This is a genomic window from Williamsia muralis, assembly GCF_051487485.1.
GTDB lineage: Bacteria > Actinomycetota > Actinomycetes > Mycobacteriales > Mycobacteriaceae > Williamsia > Williamsia muralis_B.
In genome coordinates this window covers 114,289-132,886 of the sequence record NZ_JAHVCV010000006.1, presented here as the reverse complement: position 1 = coordinate 132,886, position 18,598 = coordinate 114,289, and the positions used below count along the sequence as shown (strand labels likewise).

At 66.1% G+C, this 18,598-nt stretch carries 17 protein-coding genes; 6 read left to right on the top strand and 11 right to left on the bottom strand.

All coding sequences use genetic code 11. From position 1 onward, the window contains the following. Position 1: 1 nt before the first annotated feature. Together KXR83_RS17790 and KXR83_RS17785 are read right to left on the bottom strand one after the other, a co-directional pair. Positions 2-415, bottom strand: a complete 414-nt coding sequence (locus KXR83_RS17790) for a rhodanese-like domain-containing protein (RefSeq protein WP_437425948.1) — start codon at positions 413-415, stop codon at positions 2-4. Beyond that, positions 412-900 carry an Rv0361 family membrane protein gene (locus KXR83_RS17785; RefSeq protein WP_437425947.1) on the bottom strand — a complete coding sequence of 163 codons (489 nt, stop codon included), beginning with the start codon at positions 898-900 and terminating at the stop codon, positions 412-414. Before KXR83_RS17785 ends, KXR83_RS17790 begins: the two co-directional genes overlap by 4 nt. A gap of 144 nt (positions 901-1,044) precedes the next feature. On the opposite strand from KXR83_RS17785, the gene KXR83_RS17780 reads away from it, so the two are divergent. Both KXR83_RS17780 and KXR83_RS17775 read left to right on the top strand, forming a co-directional pair. Beyond that, the gene (locus tag KXR83_RS17780) at positions 1,045-2,076 is read left to right on the top strand and encodes an ABC transporter substrate-binding protein (protein ID WP_437425946.1); all 1,032 of its coding nucleotides are present in this window, start codon (positions 1,045-1,047) and stop codon (positions 2,074-2,076) included. Between the two features lie 216 nt (positions 2,077-2,292). Continuing rightward, positions 2,293-3,681, top strand: a complete 1,389-nt coding sequence (locus KXR83_RS17775; protein WP_437425945.1) for an FAD-dependent oxidoreductase — start codon at positions 2,293-2,295, stop codon at positions 3,679-3,681. A gap of 477 nt (positions 3,682-4,158) precedes the next feature. On the opposite strand, the gene KXR83_RS17770 is transcribed toward KXR83_RS17775, so the two are convergent. Both KXR83_RS17770 and KXR83_RS17765 read right to left on the bottom strand, forming a co-directional pair. Further along, entirely contained in the window at positions 4,159-4,902 is a 744-nt protein-coding gene (locus KXR83_RS17770; protein WP_437425944.1) for a MerR family transcriptional regulator, read from the bottom strand. Between the two features lie 178 nt (positions 4,903-5,080). After that, on the bottom strand, positions 5,081-5,503 hold the full coding sequence (locus KXR83_RS17765; RefSeq protein ID WP_030172470.1) for a hypothetical protein: 423 nt from the start codon (positions 5,501-5,503) through the stop codon (positions 5,081-5,083). A 274-nt stretch (positions 5,504-5,777) separates the two neighbouring features. Here KXR83_RS17765 and KXR83_RS17760 point away from each other — a divergent pair, with 274 nt between their 5' ends. Genes KXR83_RS17760 through KXR83_RS17750 form a run of 3 tightly spaced genes read left to right on the top strand, consistent with a single transcriptional unit; the run spans position 5,778 to position 8,714 of the window. Continuing rightward, positions 5,778-6,785, top strand: a complete 1,008-nt coding sequence (locus KXR83_RS17760) for a FecCD family ABC transporter permease (protein WP_437425943.1) — start codon at positions 5,778-5,780, stop codon at positions 6,783-6,785. 19 nt (positions 6,786-6,804) lie between these two features. Then, positions 6,805-7,905, top strand: coding sequence for a FecCD family ABC transporter permease (locus tag KXR83_RS17755; protein WP_437425942.1), 1,101 nt, complete (start codon positions 6,805-6,807; stop codon positions 7,903-7,905). Further along, on the top strand, positions 7,902-8,714 hold the full coding sequence (locus KXR83_RS17750) for an ABC transporter ATP-binding protein (protein ID WP_437425941.1): 813 nt from the start codon (positions 7,902-7,904) through the stop codon (positions 8,712-8,714). Before KXR83_RS17755 ends, KXR83_RS17750 begins: the two co-directional genes overlap by 4 nt. A 16-nt stretch (positions 8,715-8,730) precedes the next feature. Here KXR83_RS17750 and KXR83_RS17745 read toward each other — a convergent pair whose 3' ends face one another. From KXR83_RS17745 to KXR83_RS17735, 3 genes are all read right to left on the bottom strand, one after another. Next, entirely contained in the window at positions 8,731-9,210 is a 480-nt protein-coding gene (locus KXR83_RS17745) for a DUF456 domain-containing protein (protein WP_437425940.1), read from the bottom strand. 12 nt (positions 9,211-9,222) lie between these two features. Continuing rightward, positions 9,223-10,602, bottom strand: coding sequence for a formate-dependent phosphoribosylglycinamide formyltransferase (gene purT, locus KXR83_RS17740; protein WP_437426113.1), 1,380 nt, complete (start codon positions 10,600-10,602; stop codon positions 9,223-9,225). Between the two features lie 163 nt (positions 10,603-10,765). Next, the gene (locus tag KXR83_RS17735; RefSeq protein ID WP_437426112.1) at positions 10,766-11,086 is read right to left on the bottom strand and encodes a UBP-type zinc finger domain-containing protein; all 321 of its coding nucleotides are present in this window, start codon (positions 11,084-11,086) and stop codon (positions 10,766-10,768) included. Between the two features lie 164 nt (positions 11,087-11,250). On the opposite strand from KXR83_RS17735, the gene KXR83_RS17730 reads away from it, so the two are divergent. After that, complete coding sequence (locus KXR83_RS17730) at positions 11,251-12,846, top strand: Na+/H+ antiporter (RefSeq protein WP_317712109.1); 1,596 nt, start codon at positions 11,251-11,253, stop codon at positions 12,844-12,846. Positions 12,847-12,883: 37 nt separating this feature from the next. Here KXR83_RS17730 and KXR83_RS17725 read toward each other — a convergent pair whose 3' ends face one another. From KXR83_RS17725 to KXR83_RS17710, 4 genes are all read right to left on the bottom strand, one after another. Next, complete coding sequence (locus KXR83_RS17725) at positions 12,884-14,437, bottom strand: adenylate/guanylate cyclase domain-containing protein (protein WP_437425939.1); 1,554 nt, start codon at positions 14,435-14,437, stop codon at positions 12,884-12,886. A 37-nt stretch (positions 14,438-14,474) separates the two neighbouring features. After that, the gene (locus tag KXR83_RS17720; protein WP_437425938.1) at positions 14,475-15,164 is read right to left on the bottom strand and encodes a response regulator; all 690 of its coding nucleotides are present in this window, start codon (positions 15,162-15,164) and stop codon (positions 14,475-14,477) included. Then, the gene (locus KXR83_RS17715) at positions 15,161-16,876 is read right to left on the bottom strand and encodes an ATP-binding protein (RefSeq protein ID WP_437425937.1); all 1,716 of its coding nucleotides are present in this window, start codon (positions 16,874-16,876) and stop codon (positions 15,161-15,163) included. Before KXR83_RS17715 ends, KXR83_RS17720 begins: the two co-directional genes overlap by 4 nt. A gap of 74 nt (positions 16,877-16,950) precedes the next feature. Beyond that, positions 16,951-18,429 carry a CitMHS family transporter gene (locus KXR83_RS17710; protein ID WP_437425936.1) on the bottom strand — a complete coding sequence of 493 codons (1,479 nt, stop codon included), beginning with the start codon at positions 18,427-18,429 and terminating at the stop codon, positions 16,951-16,953. Positions 18,430-18,598: the final 169 nt, after the last annotated feature.

Below are 18,598 nucleotides of genomic sequence, written 5' to 3'. Positions count from 1 at the left end.
CTCAGGATTGGCGCCAGGGCAGCCCCAGCGCCTTCCAACCTACGGCCCCGCGATGACCGGCCGAATCGAGGCCGCCCTCGAATCCGTCGGACACGTTGTACGCCTCGGAGATCCCATCAGCAGTTGCGGCCTCTGCGGCACCGATCGACCGCTGACCGGAACGGCAGAGGAACACCACCGGTTGGTCGTCGGCGATGCCGGCCTCGCGCAGCTGGCCGACAAAATCCGGATTGCGTTGTCCGTCAGGAAATGTGACCCACTCGATCAGTACGGTCTGCTTGCCCAGCTCGGTGAGGTCGGGAATGCCGACGTAACTCCATTCGGCCTTGGTTCGCACATCCACCAGCACGGCGTCGGGCTTCTCCGAGAGAATCGTCCACGCCTGCTCCGGCGTGATGTCTCCTGCGTAGCTCACGAGCACACCTTCCAGTCGCCTTCTTCGTTCACCAGCACCACCCCGATGATCTGGGTCTCGGTTCTCTCCTTGCGAGACCAGTGCACATTCGCGGTTGCGCGGTTGCCGTTCACAACGGTCTCGGAGATGTCATCGATCTCGATGGCGCCGTCTGCTTCGCGGGCGTCGGTGTTCTCGATGGTGAACTCGTCCTCGGTCGGGAAGTCGACCGACGAGACGTCCGCGGTACAGGTGGCCGAGCGGAAGTTCGAATAGTTGACGGCGTTCTTCGCGGTGTAGTGGTCGTTGATGGCGCGGGCCACCTTGGCCTCCTCGGTGAGCCGTTCGTCCGCCGGGCGCACCACGTAGGTGACGGCGATGGTGCCGAGCGTCAGTACGACGATCACCACCGCGATGAGAAACGGCCACATGGTCCGGCGTTCGTCATCGCTCGGCGGCCCCGACTTACCACCTTCACCGGACGTCCCGGAGTTCCTTGATGCCATGGTCGCGAGCTTATAACCCGCATTTGCCGGATGCCGCGCCGCCGTGAGACGCTGATCCAGATATTGGTGAGCCAATCCTAACTTGATCGACGCCGTCGGGGGCGAACTCGACCTCTGGATTGCCGGACGTAAGGACAAGACAAAGTGCGTATCAAGACAACCCGGTTGTCGCGCGGATTCACCCGCACGGCCGTCGCCACGGTGGCCGTCGCCGCCCTGGTGGGAACAGCAGCATGCTCGGCTCCCGACGAAGACAGTGACAGCTCAGGTGCTTCGGTCTCCGCGGAAGCCGGCGCCCTGCCCGTCACCATCGCTCACAACCTCGGCGAGACCACCATCGAGACCGAGCCCAAGCGCATCGCGACGCTCGGCCCCGGCGATTCGGACATCCTGCTGGCTCTCGGCATCAGACCCACGACCATCGTTCCTTTCGGTGACCCGACCGGTAAGACCGCGATCGCGCCGTGGAACGAGAAGTACATCGCCGAGAACACCCCCGAGGTGCTCGGACTGGCCGCCCAGGATCTGAACGGTGAGATCCCCAAGGCGCTGGCCACCAACCCCGACATGATTGTCGCGGTGAACAACGCGGTCACCCAAGAGCAGTACGACAACCTCAAGAAGGTCGCGCCGACCCTCGTACGCGAAGCGCAGTACCAGGACTGGTTGATCCCCTGGGCCGCATCCACCGCCGAGATCGGCAAGGCGGTCGGCATGCCCGAGAAGACCCAGGAACTGATCGACCAGACCAACGAGAAGTTCGAGGACGCCAAGGCGCAGTACCCGAACATGGTCGGCAAGAAGTCGGCCGTGATCATCGCCGGCACCGACGGCTCCATCTCCATCTACGGCCCCGGCGACGGTCGCGGACAGATGCTGACCAATCTCGGCCAGGTGTTCCCCAAGGAACTCGAACCGCTCGTGACCAGCGGCTTCTACGGCACCATCTCGAACGAGAACCTCAACCTGCTCAACAACCTCGACCAGGTTGTGGCCATCGACTGGGAGGGCTCCAACGAGCGGATGAAGACCAACCCGGTCTTCAACAACCTCGACATCGTCAAGCGCGGGGGCGTCATCTACCTCGACCAGCAGACCGGAACCGCCATGTCGGTGCCGACCGTGCTGACCATCCCCTGGGCCGTCGACCAGATCGCCCCGCAGCTCGGCAAATAGGCACTGCCGGCCTCGGCACAACCCGAGGTCACAGCTCCGCTGGACCCAGCACAACACGAGGTCACAGCTCCGCTGGGCCTGGTCTGGGATGAGGTTTTTTGTTCCGGCCAGGTCCAGCGCCTACCGTGGTGGGCAGACTGTCCACAACGCCAGCACCAGGCAGGTCGCCCGGCTTTCGGCAGCGACCCCAACAGAACGAGAAAGACACTCCGACTCATGAGCGATCAGAACCGTCCGCTTCGCGTGGCCATCGTCGGTGCCGGTCCGGCCGGCATCTATGCCGCTGATGCCCTGATGAAGTCGGAGAAGGCCAAAGACCGTGGTGTCTCGATCGATCTGTTCGAGCGGATGCCGGCGCCGTTCGGCCTGATCCGTTACGGCGTGGCACCGGATCATCCGCGTATCAAGGGCATCATCAACGCGCTGCACAAGGTGCTGGACAAGCCGCAGATCCGGTTGATCGGCAACGTCAACTACGGCAGCGACATCGCCCTCGAAGACCTGCAGCAGATGTACGACGCTGTCATCTTCTCCACCGGTGCCACCGACGACCGGGCGATGAATCTGCCCGGCATCGACCTCGACGGCTCCTACGGTGCCGCGCAGTTCGTGGCCTGGTACGACGGACATCCTGACTTCCCACGCACCTGGCCGCTCGAGGCCGAGAAGGTCGCGGTCATCGGCGTCGGCAACGTCGCCCTAGACGTGGCGCGTGTGCTGGCCAAGACCGGTGACGAACTCCTGCCCACCGAGATCCCCGCCAACGTCTACGAGGGCCTCAAGAACAACAAGGCCACCGAGGTCCATGTGTTCGGACGCCGCGGACCGGCTCAGGCCAAGTTCACCCCGCTCGAGCTCAAGGAGCTCGACCACTCGCCCACCATCGACGTGATCGTCAATCCCGAAGACATCGACTACGACGAGGGCTCCACCGTCGCCCGCCGGTCGTCGAAGATCACCGATCAGGTCGCGACCATCATTGAGCAGTACGCGATCCGCGACCCCAAGGGCCGCCCGCACAAGCTGTTCCTGCACTTCTTCGAGTCGCCCGTGGAAATCCTGGGCGACGACGGCAAGGTCGTCGGTCTGCGCACCGAACGGACCGAACTGGACGGCACCGGCAACGTCAAGGGCACCGGCAACTTCACCGACTGGGAACTGGGTGCGGTCTACCGCGCCGTGGGCTACCTCTCGGACAACCTGCCGCAGATCCCGTTCGACGACCAGGCCGGCGTCATCCCCAACGAAGCGGGCCGCATCTTCAACGACGGCGCCCACATGACCGGCATGTACACCACCGGCTGGATCAAGCGCGGACCCGTCGGCCTCATCGGCCACACCAAGGGTGACGCCAACGAGACCGTCGACTGCCTCCTCGACGACATGCACGAGGGCAAGCTCCTCGAACCGGCCGAGCCCGGCGAAGACACGATCATCAAGTACCTCGAGGACAAGAACGTCGCCTTCACCACCTGGGACGGCTGGTACCGGCTCGATGAGCACGAACGCGCACTCGGAGCCGCCGAAGGCCGCGAACGCGTGAAGGTTGTCGAGCGCGAAGACATGCTCGCAGCCTCTGAGCCCGACAAGGTCAACAAGGCCTGACGCTCGGTTGGGTTGTAGGTCGGTCTACGGAGCGCGCAACCGCCGTAAACCGAGCTGCCGAAACAGTTAGAGCACCAACCTCGCAGAAGCTCGGTCTACAGACCGCGCATCTTCCAGTTCACCGAGCGGCCGAAACCGCCAGCTCGCGAAACTCGCCAACGCTCGGTCTAAGGAGCGCGCATCTGCCAGTTAACCGAGCGGCCACATCCGCCAGCTCGCGAAACTCGTCGAAGCTCGGTCTACAGAGCGAGCGGCTGCCAGTTCGATGCGCGACCGAAACTGCCGGCGCACGATCCTCGCAGAAGCTCGGTCTACGGAGCGCGCGTTTGCCAGTTCGGTGATCGGCCGTAACTGCCAGCGCACGTTCCTGGTCGTAGCTCGGTCTGTAGACCGAGCTTCTGCCAGTTAGCCGAGCGGCCAGATCTGCCAGCGCACCAACCTCGTCGTAGCTCGGTCTGTAGAGCGCGCATCTGCCGGTTAGCCGACAGCAAACTCCAACGCATCCCGCACGAACTCGGCGTATCGGCGATGGTCGACGCCGGTGGGTGCGTAGTTCTTGCCGAACCGTTCGTCGTCGACGTACATCTGGCCGAGGCCACGCACGTAGTCGGCCGACGTTGTCGCACCGCTCTGCGCGAGCCAGTCCAGATGACGGGCCGCGAGGTGGCGGGCTCGCTCCCCCGTCGGATCGTCCCCGGCATCAACCAGCTCGATCCACTGTGCAGCGATGTCCCGATGTTCCGCGGCGAAGTCTGCACGCTGCTGATCGGTGAGTGAGCGATACCAGCGGTCAGACGTTGCGTAGGCATCAGCGCCCCAACGACTTTCGACCTCCTCGCGATGAACGGTGTGGTCGAATCCGGCGAAAGCGTCTGTGGGCATGATGTCGAGTCCCTTCTCCAAATGGGTGATGGTGTGTTCGATCGACGACATCTGGGCATCGATGGTGTCGCGTCGAGACCGCAGTGTCGTGAGGAGTTCCCCGAGCGCTGTTCGTGGATCTTGTTGTCCGGCAAGCACGTCAGCGATTCGCGGCAGCGACAGCCCCAACTCGCGCAGAATCAGGATGCGCTGCAATCGGACCACTGCTGCCGAGTCGTAGTACCGGATGCCGCCGGCGCCAGTCCGTGACGGCAACAGCAGCCCGATCTGCTCGTAGTGCCGCAACGTGCGCGGCGTGACGCCCGAACTACGGGCGATCTCCCCGATCGGATGATCCATCTCGGCCTCCTCAGGCGGTCGAGAACCACTGTGCCCGTTGACGCTGCGTCAACCGCAAGTCCTTCTGCAAAACCCGCGCCTGGAGACGCAAAGATCCCTCCCCCAGACAGATCGTGTCCGGGAGAGGGATCGTGTGGTGGTGCTGTTCACCCGCCGTGGTGGGTGCTGGGTGCAAGCGTCAGTTCGGGATGCTCTGAACGCTGAACCAGTAGCCGATGTTGTTCTGCAGCGGGTCGATCTCGCTGGAGATCGTGTAGCCGGAGATGGACGTCGGGAAGCAGCCGAACCACTTGGTCTCGATGGTCAGGGACTGACCCTTCTTGAGGACCGGGGCGAACTTCTGCGCGCCGTTGAACTCCTGGAGCGTGACGTTGGGCCAGTCGCGACCGTAAGCGGTGACCTTCATCCAACGCTTGGTGTGCCAGGCGTTGACCCAGGGATCACCGGGCTTGCCCCACTCGCAGCTGACGCCGCCGGTGAGGTCGAGGTCGAATGGGCCCACGGGGGCAGCCTGTGCGGGCGCGGCGGCAACAACGCTGCCTGCGGCAATACCCACAGTCGCTGCGACGGCTGCGGCGGCGCGAATCAACTTCTGTTTCATTCTTCACTCCTCCAGGTCTGGCCACGGATGTGACTCATGAGGTTATCGCCTGATGACAGCCTGAGTGTTAGCCAAGAAACAGATAAGAAACACGGCGTCTGCGATTCGTTACCGTTCCGTTATTTAAAGCCGTGGACCGCAGGAACATTTCGCAGTAGCGGAGAAGGTTAGGGTAACCTGCCTACCGTCGACGTCGACATTGCCGACACCGAACACCCGCACGCAGATACCGCATACACATGCATTGAACTACACAAGACAGGTCCCGTAGATCTTGGTCAACAAATCGCGACGCATACCCGGGGTGGTACTGCTACTGGTCCTCCTGGCCATCGTCTGCGCGGCCTCGATCGCGATCGGGTCCCGCGTCATCCCCCTGCCCGAGGTCTGGGACGCGCTGTGGGCGGACAACGTTCCGGGAGCGCCCGACGCCGTCGGCATCGTGCACGACCTGCGCATCCCACGCACCGTATTGGGCCTGGTGGTCGGTCTTGCGGTCGGCGCCGCAGGTGCGCTCACACAGGGCCACACGCGCAACCCGCTGGCCGACCCCGGCATCCTCGGGGTCAACGCGGGCGCTGCATTTGCGGTGGTCACAGGCGTCTACGTCCTCGGAATCACCACACCTATCCAGTACATGGGTTTCGGGTTGCTCGGCGCGATGGTGGCCTCGTCGCTGGTGTTCTTCCTCGCGTCGGTCGGCAAGGGCGCCAGCCCACTGACGCTGATCCTCGCCGGCACCGGACTCTCCGCGATGCTGGTGGCACTGACGTCCGCGATCGTCCTGATCGACACCGCATCGCTCGAAGCCTGGCGCTTCTGGCAGGTGGGGTCGGTGGCCGGACGCGGATTCGACGTCATCCTCGCCACTCTGCCGTTCATCATCCCGGGGCTCATCCTGGCCATCGCCAGCGGCTTCTTCCTCAACATCCTGTCCCTGGGCGACGAGATGACCAAGGCCCTCGGGTCGCGGATCGTGCAGGTGCGGATCGTCGGCATCCTCGCGATCACCTTGCTCGTCGGGTCGGCGACCGCAGCATGTGGGCCGATCGTGTTCCTCGGCCTGGTGGCTCCGCACGTGGCCCGGTTCTTCACCGGCCCCGACTACCGCTGGGTGGTGCCCTACTCGGCCCTCATCGGTGCCGTCGCCCTCGTCGGCTGCGACGTGCTGGGCCGGATGATCGCCCGCCCCGGCGAGATCCAGGCCGGCATCGTCCTGGCTGCCGTCGGCGCCCCGTTCTTCATCGCCCTGGTACGCGCAAAGAAGTTGGTGGCGGTATGACCGTGAAGTCGGTGGCGGCATGACCGCAGTGGCCGATCCCCCCGAGCACAAGCCGGCACCGCTGCCGGCCCGGCACCTGCGCCGCACGACGCTGCGGGTGGCCGGCGGCTCGTTCGTCGTGCGGCCGTGGGCAACGGGCGTCGGGCTGGTGCTGGCCGCGCTGGCCGTTGTCCTGTTCGCGGTCAGCATCGGCACCAGCGACTTCCCGATGTCCCCCATCGATGTCGGACGAATCCTGCTCGGTGGCGGAACCCGGGCCGAGAATGTGGTCGTCTTCGACACCCAGTTGCCGATCGGCCTGGTGAGTCTGCTGGTCGGGATGGGTCTGGGCATGTCCGGCGCACTCACCCAGGTGATCGCGCGCAACCCCTTGGCGACGCCCGACATGCTCGGCATCACCTCCGGGGCGAGTGCGGCCGCGGTGGCCGTGATCGCCTTCGGATCCACGTGGGCCTCGTGGCTGGCCGACCTCGGGCTCGCCGTGGCTGCCATGCTCGGCGGACTGCTCACCGCCACCGCGATGTACGTCCTCACCTGGCGAAAAGGCATCGACCCCATCCGTCTGGTGCTCGTCGGCGTTGCACTGACGTGGGGTCTGCAGGCTGTGATCGCCTATCTGCTCACCCGCGCCAATGTGGACCAGGTGCAGCGAGCACAGCTGTGGATCGTCGGATCGGTGTCCGGTGCGGGCTGGAAAGCGGTGTGGCCCCCGTTGATCGTGCTGATCCCGGCCATCCTGATCGTTCTCACCCAGTCACGAAATCTCTCGATCCTCAGTCTGGGCGAGGACGTATGCCGTGGGCTGGGCATCCGTGCCAACCCGGTGTCGGCGCTCATCCTCATCGTCGCGGTGATCGTGGCGGCGGTCTGCGTCTCCTCGGCCGGACCGATCGCGTTTGTCGCCTTGCTCGCACCCCAGATCGCCATGCGGCTCACCCGGGCGGAAGTCCCGGGACCGATCACCGCCGGGTTGACCGGAGCGTGTCTCGTATTGGGTGGAGACCTGTTGTGCCGCACGGTGTTGCCGGCCGGACTCCCCGTCGGGGTCGTCACCGCAGGCATCGGCGGCCCCGCCCTCATCTACCTCATGGTCCAGATCAACCGGAAGGCCTCGGTATGAGTGCCCTGTACTCGGAACAGTCCGCGGGACGCATCGCGGCCACCGGCCTCCAGGTCGGCTACGGCGACCGACCCATCATCGACGGTCTCGACATCTCCATCCCCGACGGTAAGGTCACCACCATCGTCGGCCCCAACGGGTGCGGCAAGTCCACGCTGTTGCGCTCGCTGGTACGCCTGCTCAAGCCGACCGCGGGGCAGGTGCTGCTCGACGGCCGCGACATCGCGACGCTGCGCACCAAAGAGGTGGCCAAGATCCTCGGGCTGCTGCCACAGAACCCCGTTGCCCCAGAGGGTTTGACGGTTGTCGACCTGGTCTCGAGAGGTCGTCACCCCCACCAATCTTGGTACAAGCAGTGGTCGCCGGAGGACGAGGTCGCCGTCGCGCAGGCGCTGGAACTGACCGACTGCACCGACCTTGCCGAGCGGACCATCGACGCACTGTCCGGTGGTCAGCGACAACGGGTCTGGATCGCTCTGACGCTGGCACAGCAGACCGACGTGGTGATGCTGGACGAGCCGACCACCTACCTCGACCTGTCACATTCGATCGATGTGCTCGACCTCGTCGACGACCTGTGCCGCTTGCACGGCAAGACCGTGGTGATGGTGCTCCACGACCTCAATCTGGCTGTGCGCTACAGCGATTGGCTGGTGGTGATGAGGGAGGGAGAGATCATCCGAGAGGGAACGCCCGCCGACGTCATCACAACCGATCTGTTGCAGGAGGCCTTCGGGTTGTCGTCACAGGTGCTCGTCGATCCGGTGTCGGGTGGGCCGATGATCGTTCCCATCGGCCGCAAACGCTGACACACCCACCCGCGGACTAGAAGGCGAACGCCGCTCCGAGCCAGAGCGACGCGGCGAGCAGAGCGCCGGTCAGCTCGATCACGATGGCCAGTCCCGCGGCCTTGGTCGCGGCGATGGCCCCACACCAACCGGCTTCGATGTTGCCGAGCCGCGCCCACTCGGCGAGGAATGCACCGAGCACGAACCCGATCGGCAGGCCCACCACGGGGATCACGAAGAACCCGACGATCCCGAGCAGACCGCCCAGGACCACCGTCCGTCCGGGCACCCCCGAGTTCTTCATCGATTTGTTCGCGAAGACGTACTTGACGATGGCCGAGACGCCCAGCAACACGGCAGCGCCCGCGAACACCAGCCAGCCCGCGCCACCGACGACAAACGCCCACACGCCGATGGCAACAAAGATCAGGCTCAGGCCGGGCAGTACGGGCACGACAACACCGCACAACCCGAGAAAGATCACCAGGGCAACGATGATCTCGCCGACAAATGGCACGTGTTCTCCCCGCTACCGGTTCTCGTCGCCCGAGCCGGCGGGTTTGTTCAGGCGGGGGCCGGCCGGCGGTCCGGCCTGTGCCGGGGCAGGAGATCTTGGCGGGGAGGGCTGCGCTCCCGGCGGACGTCGGGTGACGCGGGTCATCCCGGGATCGGGAGGGGTCAACTCGCGCGGCGCTTCCTCACGGATCGCGGGTGTCGCACGGGTGTCGGCCTGCGGTGATGTGCTGATCGGCCGCACCAGCCGGGCCGCTTCACCGGCGCGGGCGCGGGCGGTCTGGATGTCGTCGGCGGTCGCGATCACCACGCCCATCCGGCGACGGGCGAAGCTTTCGGGCTTGCCGAACAGCCGGATGTCCGTCTCCGGGACAGCCAGCGCGGCAGCGACGTTCTCGAAGGCGATCGCCGGCTCGTCCAGGCCGCCGTAGATCACCGCTGATGCTCCCGGAGAGGCCAGCGTGACGTCTACCGGCAGTCCCAGGATCGCGCGCGCATGCATGTCGAACTCGGAGAGCCGCTGGGTTCCGAGGGTGACCAGACCGGTGTCGTGCGGTCGAGGGCTGACCTCGGAGAAGTACACGTCGTCGTCTTTGACGAACATCTCGACACCGAAGATGCCGCGGCCACCGAGCCGGCCGTCGCCGAGCGCTGCGGCGATGCGTGCGGCCACCGACGTGGCCCCACCCAGCGCGGTCTCGCTCATCGGCTGCGGCTGCCACGACTCGACGTAGTCGCCCTGCTGCTGACGGTGACCGATCGGTGCGCAGAAGTACGTACCGAGGCGGCCGGTGTTCGGATCGACGGCGCGCACGGTCAGCAAGGTGATCTCGTAGTCGAAGTCGATGAAACCTTCGACGATGACCCGCCCACCCTGGACGCGACCGCCGGCGACGGCGTGGTCCCAGGCCCGGTCGACCTCGTCCGGCCCGCGCACCACACTCTGGCCCTTGCCCGACGACGACATCACCGGTTTGACCACGCACGGGAACCCGACCCGGTTGGTCGCGGCGCGGACCTCGTCGGCCGAATCGGCGAACGCGTACGGCGACGTCGGAAGGCCGAGCCTCTCGTCGGCCAGCCGACGGATGCCCTCGCGGTTCATCGTCAGGGCCGTGGCACGCGCGGTGGGGATCACCTCGGTCAGACCGTCCTCGTGGACCTCGACGAGGACCTCGGTGGCGATGGCCTCGATCTCGGGGACCACGAAGTCGGGTTGCTCGGCCTCGATGACGGCACGCAGTGCGCGCGGGTCGGTCATGTTCACCACATGTGAGCGGTGGGCGACCTGATGGCCCGGAGCGTTCGGATAACGATCGACCGCAACCACTTCGACACCGAGCCGCTGGAAGGCGATGATCACTTCTTTGCCGAGTTCCCCGGCGCCGAGCAACATCACCTTGGTGGCGCCCGGGGTCAGTGGAGTGCCGATACGGTCGGGCACGGCAGAGATGACAACGCCGCTTCCCGAGGTATTGGTAGTCACAGAGCTAAGGCTAGCGCCTTCGGTCGGCCGTTTTACACCTGACGATCACCGGGCGCGAAGTGCCGGGGCCGGGTCAGCCCATCTGGGCATGCCGATAGCACCAGCGCCACGTCTCGCCGGGCTCGGCCGAACGCATCACCGGGTGCCCGGTGGACTTGAAATGTGCGGTGGCGTGCTTCCGGGGGCTCGAATCACAGCAGGCGACGTGTCCGCAGGTCAGGCATTTACGAAGGTGCGCCCAGTGATCGACGCCCTCGGCAACGCAGTCCTGGCATGCACCTTGGGAGTCGACCGTTGGGTCCGTCGATGGGTCCTCGCTGGTCTCGACGAGTTCGGGGCACAATTCATCGGCCACGTCGGCGAGCAATGTGGACGGTTTGATGTTGCGGTGCATGACCGACCGGATGGGGTTGCGCATCAGGTCCTTCCTCATCTGGTTCGCGAGCGGGCTCAGGCCGCAGACCTCGGCAGCGCGAGACGCCTGCGGCGAGAACAGTTCCATTCTCCCGTATCTTTGGCTGGTTCGGTCGGGTGTGCGCTGAGGGAGGAATTCGGGCGGTGGACGAAGGACTGTTGATCGTCGCCGTGGTCGCGGTGATCCTGGCCGCCATCTGTCGCCGATTCGGTCTCTCTGCCCCGTTGGTGCTGGTGGTGGTGGGACTGGGACTCGGCTGGATCCCCGGTCTTCCCGAGTTCACCCTGGAACCGGAGCTGGTCCTGTTTGCGGTGTTGCCGCCGCTGCTCTACTCGGCGGCCCTGGACAGTTCCTATGTGGCGCTGCGCAAGAACGTCCGCGCGGTTGGACTGCTGGCGGTGGGACTGCCGCTCGCGACCACCGCGGGGGTGGGAGTGGTCGCGTACTACGCCGTCCCCGACCTCCCGTGGGCCGCGGCTTTTGTCCTCGGTGCGGTGATCGCGCCGCCTGATGCTGTGTCTGCGCAGGCCGTCGGTCGTCGCCTGGGTCTGCCCCGGCGCGTGATGACGCTGCTGGGTGGGGAGAGCCTGCTCAACGACGCCACCGCTTTGACGGCCTACCGCTTGGCGCTGGCCGCCGCGGTGGGCGCGACCACCACCGTGTGGGACGGCATCCTGGCCTTCCTGATCGCTGCCGTCGGCGGCCTGATCGTGGGACTTGCTGCCGGGCTGGCTGTCGCCTTCATGCGCCACTTCCTCACCGATCCCCCGATGGAGACGGCGCTGGGGATCATCGCGCCGTTCGCGATCTATTTCGTCGCCGAGGAGATCCACGCATCTGGTGTGATCGCGGTTGTCGCGGCGGGCCTTTATCTGGGCCAGCGGTCGGTGCGTGAGGGATACGCCACCCGCCTGCAGGACACCGCCGTCTGGCGTTCGATCGACGCCATCCTCGAATCTTTTGTGTTCCTGCTCATCGGACTCCAGCTCCCGCAGGTCATCGAAGGGCTGGGAGACCGCTCGACTGCCGCGATCTGCTGGGCCGCGGCGGCGGTGTTCGCCGCGACCATCGCGATCCGCATCGTCTGGGTGTTCGGGGCGACATACGGGGCCCGGTTGTTCCCGCGAATACGCCAGCGTGAACCGTATCCGCAGCCCGGCGCGGTGTTCGTGGTGTCGTGGGCGGGCATGCGCGGAGTGGTCAGTCTTGCTGCGGCCTTTGCCATTCCACTGACCGTCGACGACGGTTCCCAGTTCCCGGCACGCGACGCGATCTTGTTCCTCACCTTTGTGGTGGTGGTCGGGACCTTGTTGTTGCAGGGGACCACACTGCCGCTGCTCATCAGGTGGCTCGGTGTCCAGGGTGATGACAGGCAGGCGGATCTGGTGGGCCTGGCCCGTGCCCAGGACCGCGCCGGCCGGACCGCGTTCGCGCGGCTCGAGCAGATCAAGGCCGAGATACCCGAGGGTGACGCCCGCCTGGAGCAGGTGAAGATCTTGGAGCACTGGATCCGGGCCCGCAAGAACCTCGCGTGGGAAGGGTTGGGGCGGGACTCCGACGAGATCGGTGAGAGTCCGACGGAGGCGTACAACCGGATCCGCAACGAGCTCATCCAGATTCAGCGTGAGGTGTTCATCGACGAACGCGACCGCGGGCGGATCGACGACGAGGTGCTTCGGAGCGCGTTGCGGCAGCTCGATCTCGCCGAAGGTCTCGGCGACAGCCGAAAGCAGTTGTGACAGGCGACAGCCGAAAGCAGTTGTGACGGGCGGTCTGTCAGTCGCCAGAGGCCTGGGTCGCGTACACCTCGGTGGCTTCGGAGCGGCCACGTAGCACCGTCGAGTCCTGGCGGTGCCATTGTGACGCTTCGTCTTTCGACGCCGCCTCCACCGCGCGGCCCGACGACAGAGGGCGGCCCGGGTCCTTTTTCGCGAGTTCACTGAGCCGGGCTGCCTCGTTCACGGCGTCGCCGATGACGGTGTACTCGAAACGCTGGATGGCGCCCACGTTGCCCGCGACCACCGGACCGTAGGCGACCCCGATGCCCGCTTGCAGTTGCGGCACCTTGATGGCCAGTTCCTCGCTGATCTCACGAGCGGCGACGAGGGCCGATGCGGCGGAATCGGAAAGGCCGATCGGGGCCCCGAAGACGGCGAGCACCGCGTCGCCCTGGAACTTGTTGACCAGTCCGTCGTGCTTCTCGACGGTAGACACCACCACGGCGAAGAACTGGTTCAGGATGTTCACCACGTCGGCGGGCGGGCGGGTGACGGCCAAGGTGGTGGAGCCGATGACGTCGATGAACAGCACCGCGACGGTCTGTTCGCTGCCGCCGAGTTCGGGGTCCTGCGCCAACGCGGCCTCGGCGACCTCCTTGCCGACGTGACGTCCGAAGAGGTCGCGCAGGCGTTCGCGTTCGCCGAGCCCGGCGACCATCGAGTTGAAACCGGCCTGCAGGTCGCCGAGTTCGGTGCCGTCGAAGACCACCACCCGTACGTCGTTGTCGCCGCTGCGAACCCGACTCATGCCCTGCCGGACGGTGCGGATGGGCGCGACGATGCTGTCCATGCTCAGGAAGTTGAGGATCGACCCGGTGAACAGTGCGGTGGCGCTCAGGACCGTGACGGCGATGAAGATGTCGACCTTGGTGGTGTCGTCGCGGAACAGCCCGAAGATGACCACGAGCATCACCCCGACGATGGGGATGCCCGATCCCACCGACCAGGTCAGCATTCCGCGTGTGCGCAGGCTGCCGCGGCGGGCGGCGCGAACGTGCCCGGCTTCGAGAGCCTGAGCCGCCACCGGCCGGAGAGAGAACTCGGTCAGCAGATACGCGATGGAACACACCACAGCTGCCGAAAGCCCGACCACGAATGCGATCTTGGGGATCAAAGCAGCGTCGTATACCCCGTACGCGGTGGTGAACAGGATGCCTGCGACCACCCACAACGCGGCTTGCAGCCTGGTGAGCAGTGCGGGCGCCTTCAGTGCTGCGCGCGCCTGGGCCGCCGTCGGCGGTTCGTCGCGTAACGCCCACCGAAGTCGTCGCAGTACCCGGGTGGTGCCCACCCACAGTCCGATCAGGAACGCCAGCGAGACATAGACCGGCACCACGATGAAGTTGACCCACCACAGACCGGACTGCAACACGCTCGGCTCCGGGATGCCGATGGTCACCAGCAGGATCACCATGCCGGCACCGATGGCGTTGGCGGTGAGGACACCGACAGAGATCAGGAGCTGGATCCGGATCCGCTTCTTGTGGATGGAGTCCTGCGTGGACCCCAGGAGGATGGATCCGTAGTCGGACTCGCGCCGCCAGAGCCTCATCGGCGCTCCGGTGTGGTGCGAGTGGGTTTCACGCCGGTCAATCTACTGCGGATCGGCGCTCACCAGGCAGGCGGTACTCCTGTTTGGGCCTGCCGGTGGCGCCGTAGCGCAGGCGCATCGCCAGCTTTCCCGATGCCACCATGTGGGCGAGATGCCGCCGGGCGGTGGGCGGCGAGATGCCGACCGCCGCGGACACCTCGTCGGCGAACATCACCTGGCCCGATGCCGCGAACGCCTCCAGGATCAGTTGCTCTGTGTGCGAGCCACTTTCGTGGCTCTCACGCGTGACGCGGCCGAACCGCAATGCGCTGACCGCGGCGTCGACCGTGCTCTGGTCGATCGCCGGTGCATCCAGGATGCGCCGGTACTGCGCGTAAGCGGACAGTCGACGCGCGAGTTCGGTGTTCTCGAACGGTTTGATCAGGTAGGTCAGCGCCCCACCGCGGAACGCGCGCCGGATGGCGGCGCTGTCGGTCTCGGCGCTGACGACAAACGTGTCGCAGCCGATCTGGGCCGCCAGTTCGAGCCCGGAACCGTCGGGCAGGTGGACGTCGATGAGGGCGAGGTCGATGTCGGGTTGTTCGGCGAGGACGGACAGGGCCTGCTCGCGACCACCCGCTGTGCCTGCCACCGAGAACCCACCGACGGCCTCGACGATGGACGCGTGCAGACCGGCGACCCGGAAGTCGTCGTCCACGATGAGCACCCTGAACTCCCGGGCTGTCATCGCACCGGCTCCTCGTCCAGCGGTTCGGCTGGTTCGTGCGGGCTCAGCATCCTGGGCAGCCGCGCGACGAAGACGGCGCCACCGAGGACGTTGTCGGGTTGTCTGGCCGCGCCGCCCGCGTCGACGAGTGTCAGGTCCCCGCCGCGGGTTCGGGCCAGCTGACGCGAGAGCGCCAGACCCATCCCACGCCCGCCGGGCACGGAGTCGTCCTTGTGGGTGGTGACGCCTTCGGTGAAGACCTGCTGCGGATCGGCGAGCCCCACACCGGGTCCAGAATCCGACACGACCACCAGCAAGGTGTCGTCTGCGACGATCAGTTCCACCTCGACCTGCGCGGGCGCCCCGCCGGAGGCGGCCTGTGTTGTCCCGCCAGAGGCGGCCTCTAGTGTCCCGCCGGAGGCAGCCTCCAATGCGTTGTCGATGAGGTTGCCCACGATGGTCGTTGCCGCCACCGGGTCCTGCAATGTGCCGGAGACCAACGTCTGCGGCCCCAGCGTGAGCAGTACGCCGCGCTCGCGGGCCGAGGCTGCCTTGGCGTCGAGGAATGCCCGCAGGTGCGGCTCGTTGATGTTCTCGCTGCCGGGCAGGTCGATGCCGTACGGCCCTGTGCCCATCACCTCGTCCAGATAGTCGAGCGCGGCGCCGGCATCGCCTTGCCGCAGCAGGCCGGCGGTGACGTGCATCCGGTTGGCCGATTCGTGCCTCTGAGCGCGGAGCGCATCGGTCATCGACTTGATCGAATCGAGTTGTCGGGTAAGGGCTTCCACGTCGGTGCGGTCCACCACCGACAGCACGATGCCGAGATCTGTGCCGTCGCGCCGCACCCGGTGGGAACTGACCAGCACCACACGGTCACCCACTGCGGCCGACCGCGGCGTCTGCACCGGAGTGGTCGCGACCTCGAGCACGCGTGCGGTCAGACCCACCTCGGCGACCGGCGTACCGATGTCGGCGGTCACGCCCAACAGGGTGCGCGCCTTGTCGTTGATCACCCGGACCACACCGGACGGGTCGATGGCAACCACACCTTCGCCAATCGAGTGCAGCACCGCCCCTTGCTCACGTACCAGCTCGGCCAGTTGGTCCGGCTCGAGGCCGAGGGTGAGGCGACGCCATCGGCGCGCGAGCAGCGCCGAGCCGACAACACCGGTGAGGAGCGCGGCGAGTGCGATGAGGACAAGGGCGATCACATCACCGCGCAGGTCGTCGCTGATCTTCTCCGTGGAGATCCCCACGCTCACGAGCCCGACCACCTCGGTGGAGTCCGGGGCGAGGACCGGGACCTTGGCGCGCACCGATTCGCCCAGCGTTCCACGGTCGGTGGCCAGGTCCTCACGACCGCCGAGTGCCCGGCCCGGATCGGTACTGAGCGGGCGGGTCAGTTCGGTTGTGTCGGGGTGCGCAAGCCTCAGTCCACGATTGTTGGCGATCACCACGAAGAGGGCACCGGTGCGGTCGGCGACGGCGACTGCCTGGGCTTGGAGCGGTCCGCCGGCCAGGGCGTTCTGGTCGAGCGAGTCGCCGCTGCCCGCGGCCACCTCGGCGCGCACCTGGTCGTCGGTCGCCACCGATCTGGCGATGGCGAGTGCGCGCTGGCCGTATTCCTCACGGAGTTTGTCGTCGCTACCGGAGATCACGATGCCGAAGCCGACACCGAGACTGACCAGGATCACCACCACCTGCAGGAGCAGGACCTGGTTTCGCAACCGCATGAACACAGCGTAGGCACCCGCCATCCGACGGGTGCCCACGTTGCCTGCCAACAGTTCGGCGATCGAGTTGTCGATCAGATGGGGATGGCTCCCACGAGGGTGCCGACCACGAGCATCGCGACCGAGACCGCCGCAGCCCGCCACAGCACCTTCTTGTGGTGATCGGCCAGCGACACCCCGGCGAGCGACACCAGCAACAAGATCGCGGGAACCAGCGGGCTCTGCATGTGCACGGTCTGGCCCGTGATGGATGCCCGCGCCATCTCGGCGGGGGTGATCCCGTAGGTGGCGGCGGTTTCCGAGAGCACCGGCAGCACACCGAAGTAGAAGGCGTCGTTGCTCATCAGGAACGTGAACGGCATCGACAGTAGGCCGGTGATCACGGCCAGGTGGGGTCCCATCGAATCAGGGAGCACGGAGGTCAGCCACTGCGCGATCGCCTCCACCATGCCGGTGCCTGCGAAGACCCCGGTGAGGACTGCCGCCGCGAGGACCATGGCCACCACGGAAACGATGCTCGACGAGTGCCTGGTGATCGCCTGCTGCTGATCCTTGATGTGCGGGAAGTTGATCACCAGCGCTATGCCTGCGGCCGCCATGAACAGCACCGGGATGGCGATGACATCCATTCCGAGCACAGCGAGCAAGGCGACGGTCAGCGCCGCGTTGATCCAGAAGAGCTTGGGCCGCAACGTTGCGCGATCAGGGTCGAGCGCGCCTGCAACGATGCCGGCGTCTGCGGTGTCACCCGAATCGGTGTTCCGGGCGTCCTCGCCGGAGCCTGCACCGAATGCGCCTGTGCCCGAAGCACCCGTACCCGAACCACCGACGCCTCGACGGGGTCCGCGACCACGCCCACGGCCGCCTCCGTTGCCCCCGCCGCTGCCGACCAGGACGTCGGCGGATTCACGGGCCAACACCGATTCCTTGATGGTGATCGAACCGATCCTGCGACGTTCCATCAGGCCGAGGTGGTAGGAGAACAGGAGCACGATGACAAGACCGACAACCAGCGACGGGATCATCGGGATGAACACCTCGGACGGTGAGATGCCCAGTGCCGCAGCGGCACGCGCGGTCGGCCCACCCCACGGGAGGATGTTCAGGGTGCCGTTGGCCAGGCCCGCGGTGACCGTCAAGACCACCGGGCTGACACCCAGCTTGAGGTAGAGGGGCAGCAGAGCCGAGGTGACGATGATGAATGTGGTGGAGCCGTCACCGTCGAGGGAGACCACCATCGCCAGCAACGCCGTTCCCACCACCAGACGCGCCGGGTCGGCCTTCACCGCCCGGACGACTCCGCGCACGATCGGGTCGAACAGGCCGACATCGATCATGATGCCGAAGTAGATGATGGCGAAGAAGAGCATCGCCGCTGTCGGGGCCAGATCCTCGATGCCGTCGGTGATCATGTCGCTGATCCCCAGGCCCGCGCCGGCGAACAGACCGAAGGCGATCGGGACCAGGATGAGGCCCACCACCGGGGTGGTCCTCTTGGTCATGATGAGGAACATGAAGGTGGCCACCATCAGGAGGCCCAAGGCTACTAACATGACAACGCTGCTCTCGGTTGGCGACTGTGGACTCGGGGAGTGATCTCCGCTACATCCGAAGTCTTGAGGTAGCGCACGTCACAGTCACGCTTGAGCGCGTAAGTCGCGTTTTGCGCGTTTTGCTCACCGTTCGAAATACCGCGCGAAACGGCGCTACCTGCAGATTTTG

Bases quoted from the DNA above. Each gene is read 5' to 3' on its own strand.
- KXR83_RS17785 (WP_437425947.1), bottom strand. From the start codon at position 900: ATGGCATCAAGGAACTCCGGGACGTCCGGTGAAGGTGGTAAGTCGGGG.
- KXR83_RS17775 (WP_437425945.1), top strand. From the start codon at position 2,293: ATGAGCGATCAGAACCGTCCGCTTCGCGTGGCCATCGTCGGTGCCGGT.
- KXR83_RS17770 (WP_437425944.1), bottom strand. From the start codon at position 4,902: ATGGATCATCCGATCGGGGAGATCGCCCGTAGTTCGGGCGTCACGCCG.
- KXR83_RS17765 (WP_030172470.1), bottom strand. From the start codon at position 5,503: ATGAAACAGAAGTTGATTCGCGCCGCCGCAGCCGTCGCAGCGACTGTG.
- KXR83_RS17755 (WP_437425942.1), top strand. From the start codon at position 6,805: ATGACCGCAGTGGCCGATCCCCCCGAGCACAAGCCGGCACCGCTGCCG.
- KXR83_RS17750 (WP_437425941.1), top strand. From the start codon at position 7,902: ATGAGTGCCCTGTACTCGGAACAGTCCGCGGGACGCATCGCGGCCACC.
- purT (WP_437426113.1), bottom strand. From the start codon at position 10,602: ATGTTGCTCGGCGCCGGGGAACTCGGCAAAGAAGTGATCATCGCCTTC.
- KXR83_RS17735 (WP_437426112.1), bottom strand. From the start codon at position 11,086: ATGCACCGCAACATCAAACCGTCCACATTGCTCGCCGACGTGGCCGAT.
- KXR83_RS17725 (WP_437425939.1), bottom strand. From the start codon at position 14,437: ATGAGGCTCTGGCGGCGCGAGTCCGACTACGGATCCATCCTCCTGGGG.
- KXR83_RS17720 (WP_437425938.1), bottom strand. From the start codon at position 15,164: ATGACAGCCCGGGAGTTCAGGGTGCTCATCGTGGACGACGACTTCCGG.
- KXR83_RS17715 (WP_437425937.1), bottom strand. From the start codon at position 16,876: ATGCGGTTGCGAAACCAGGTCCTGCTCCTGCAGGTGGTGGTGATCCTG.
- KXR83_RS17710 (WP_437425936.1), bottom strand. From the start codon at position 18,429: ATGTTAGTAGCCTTGGGCCTCCTGATGGTGGCCACCTTCATGTTCCTC.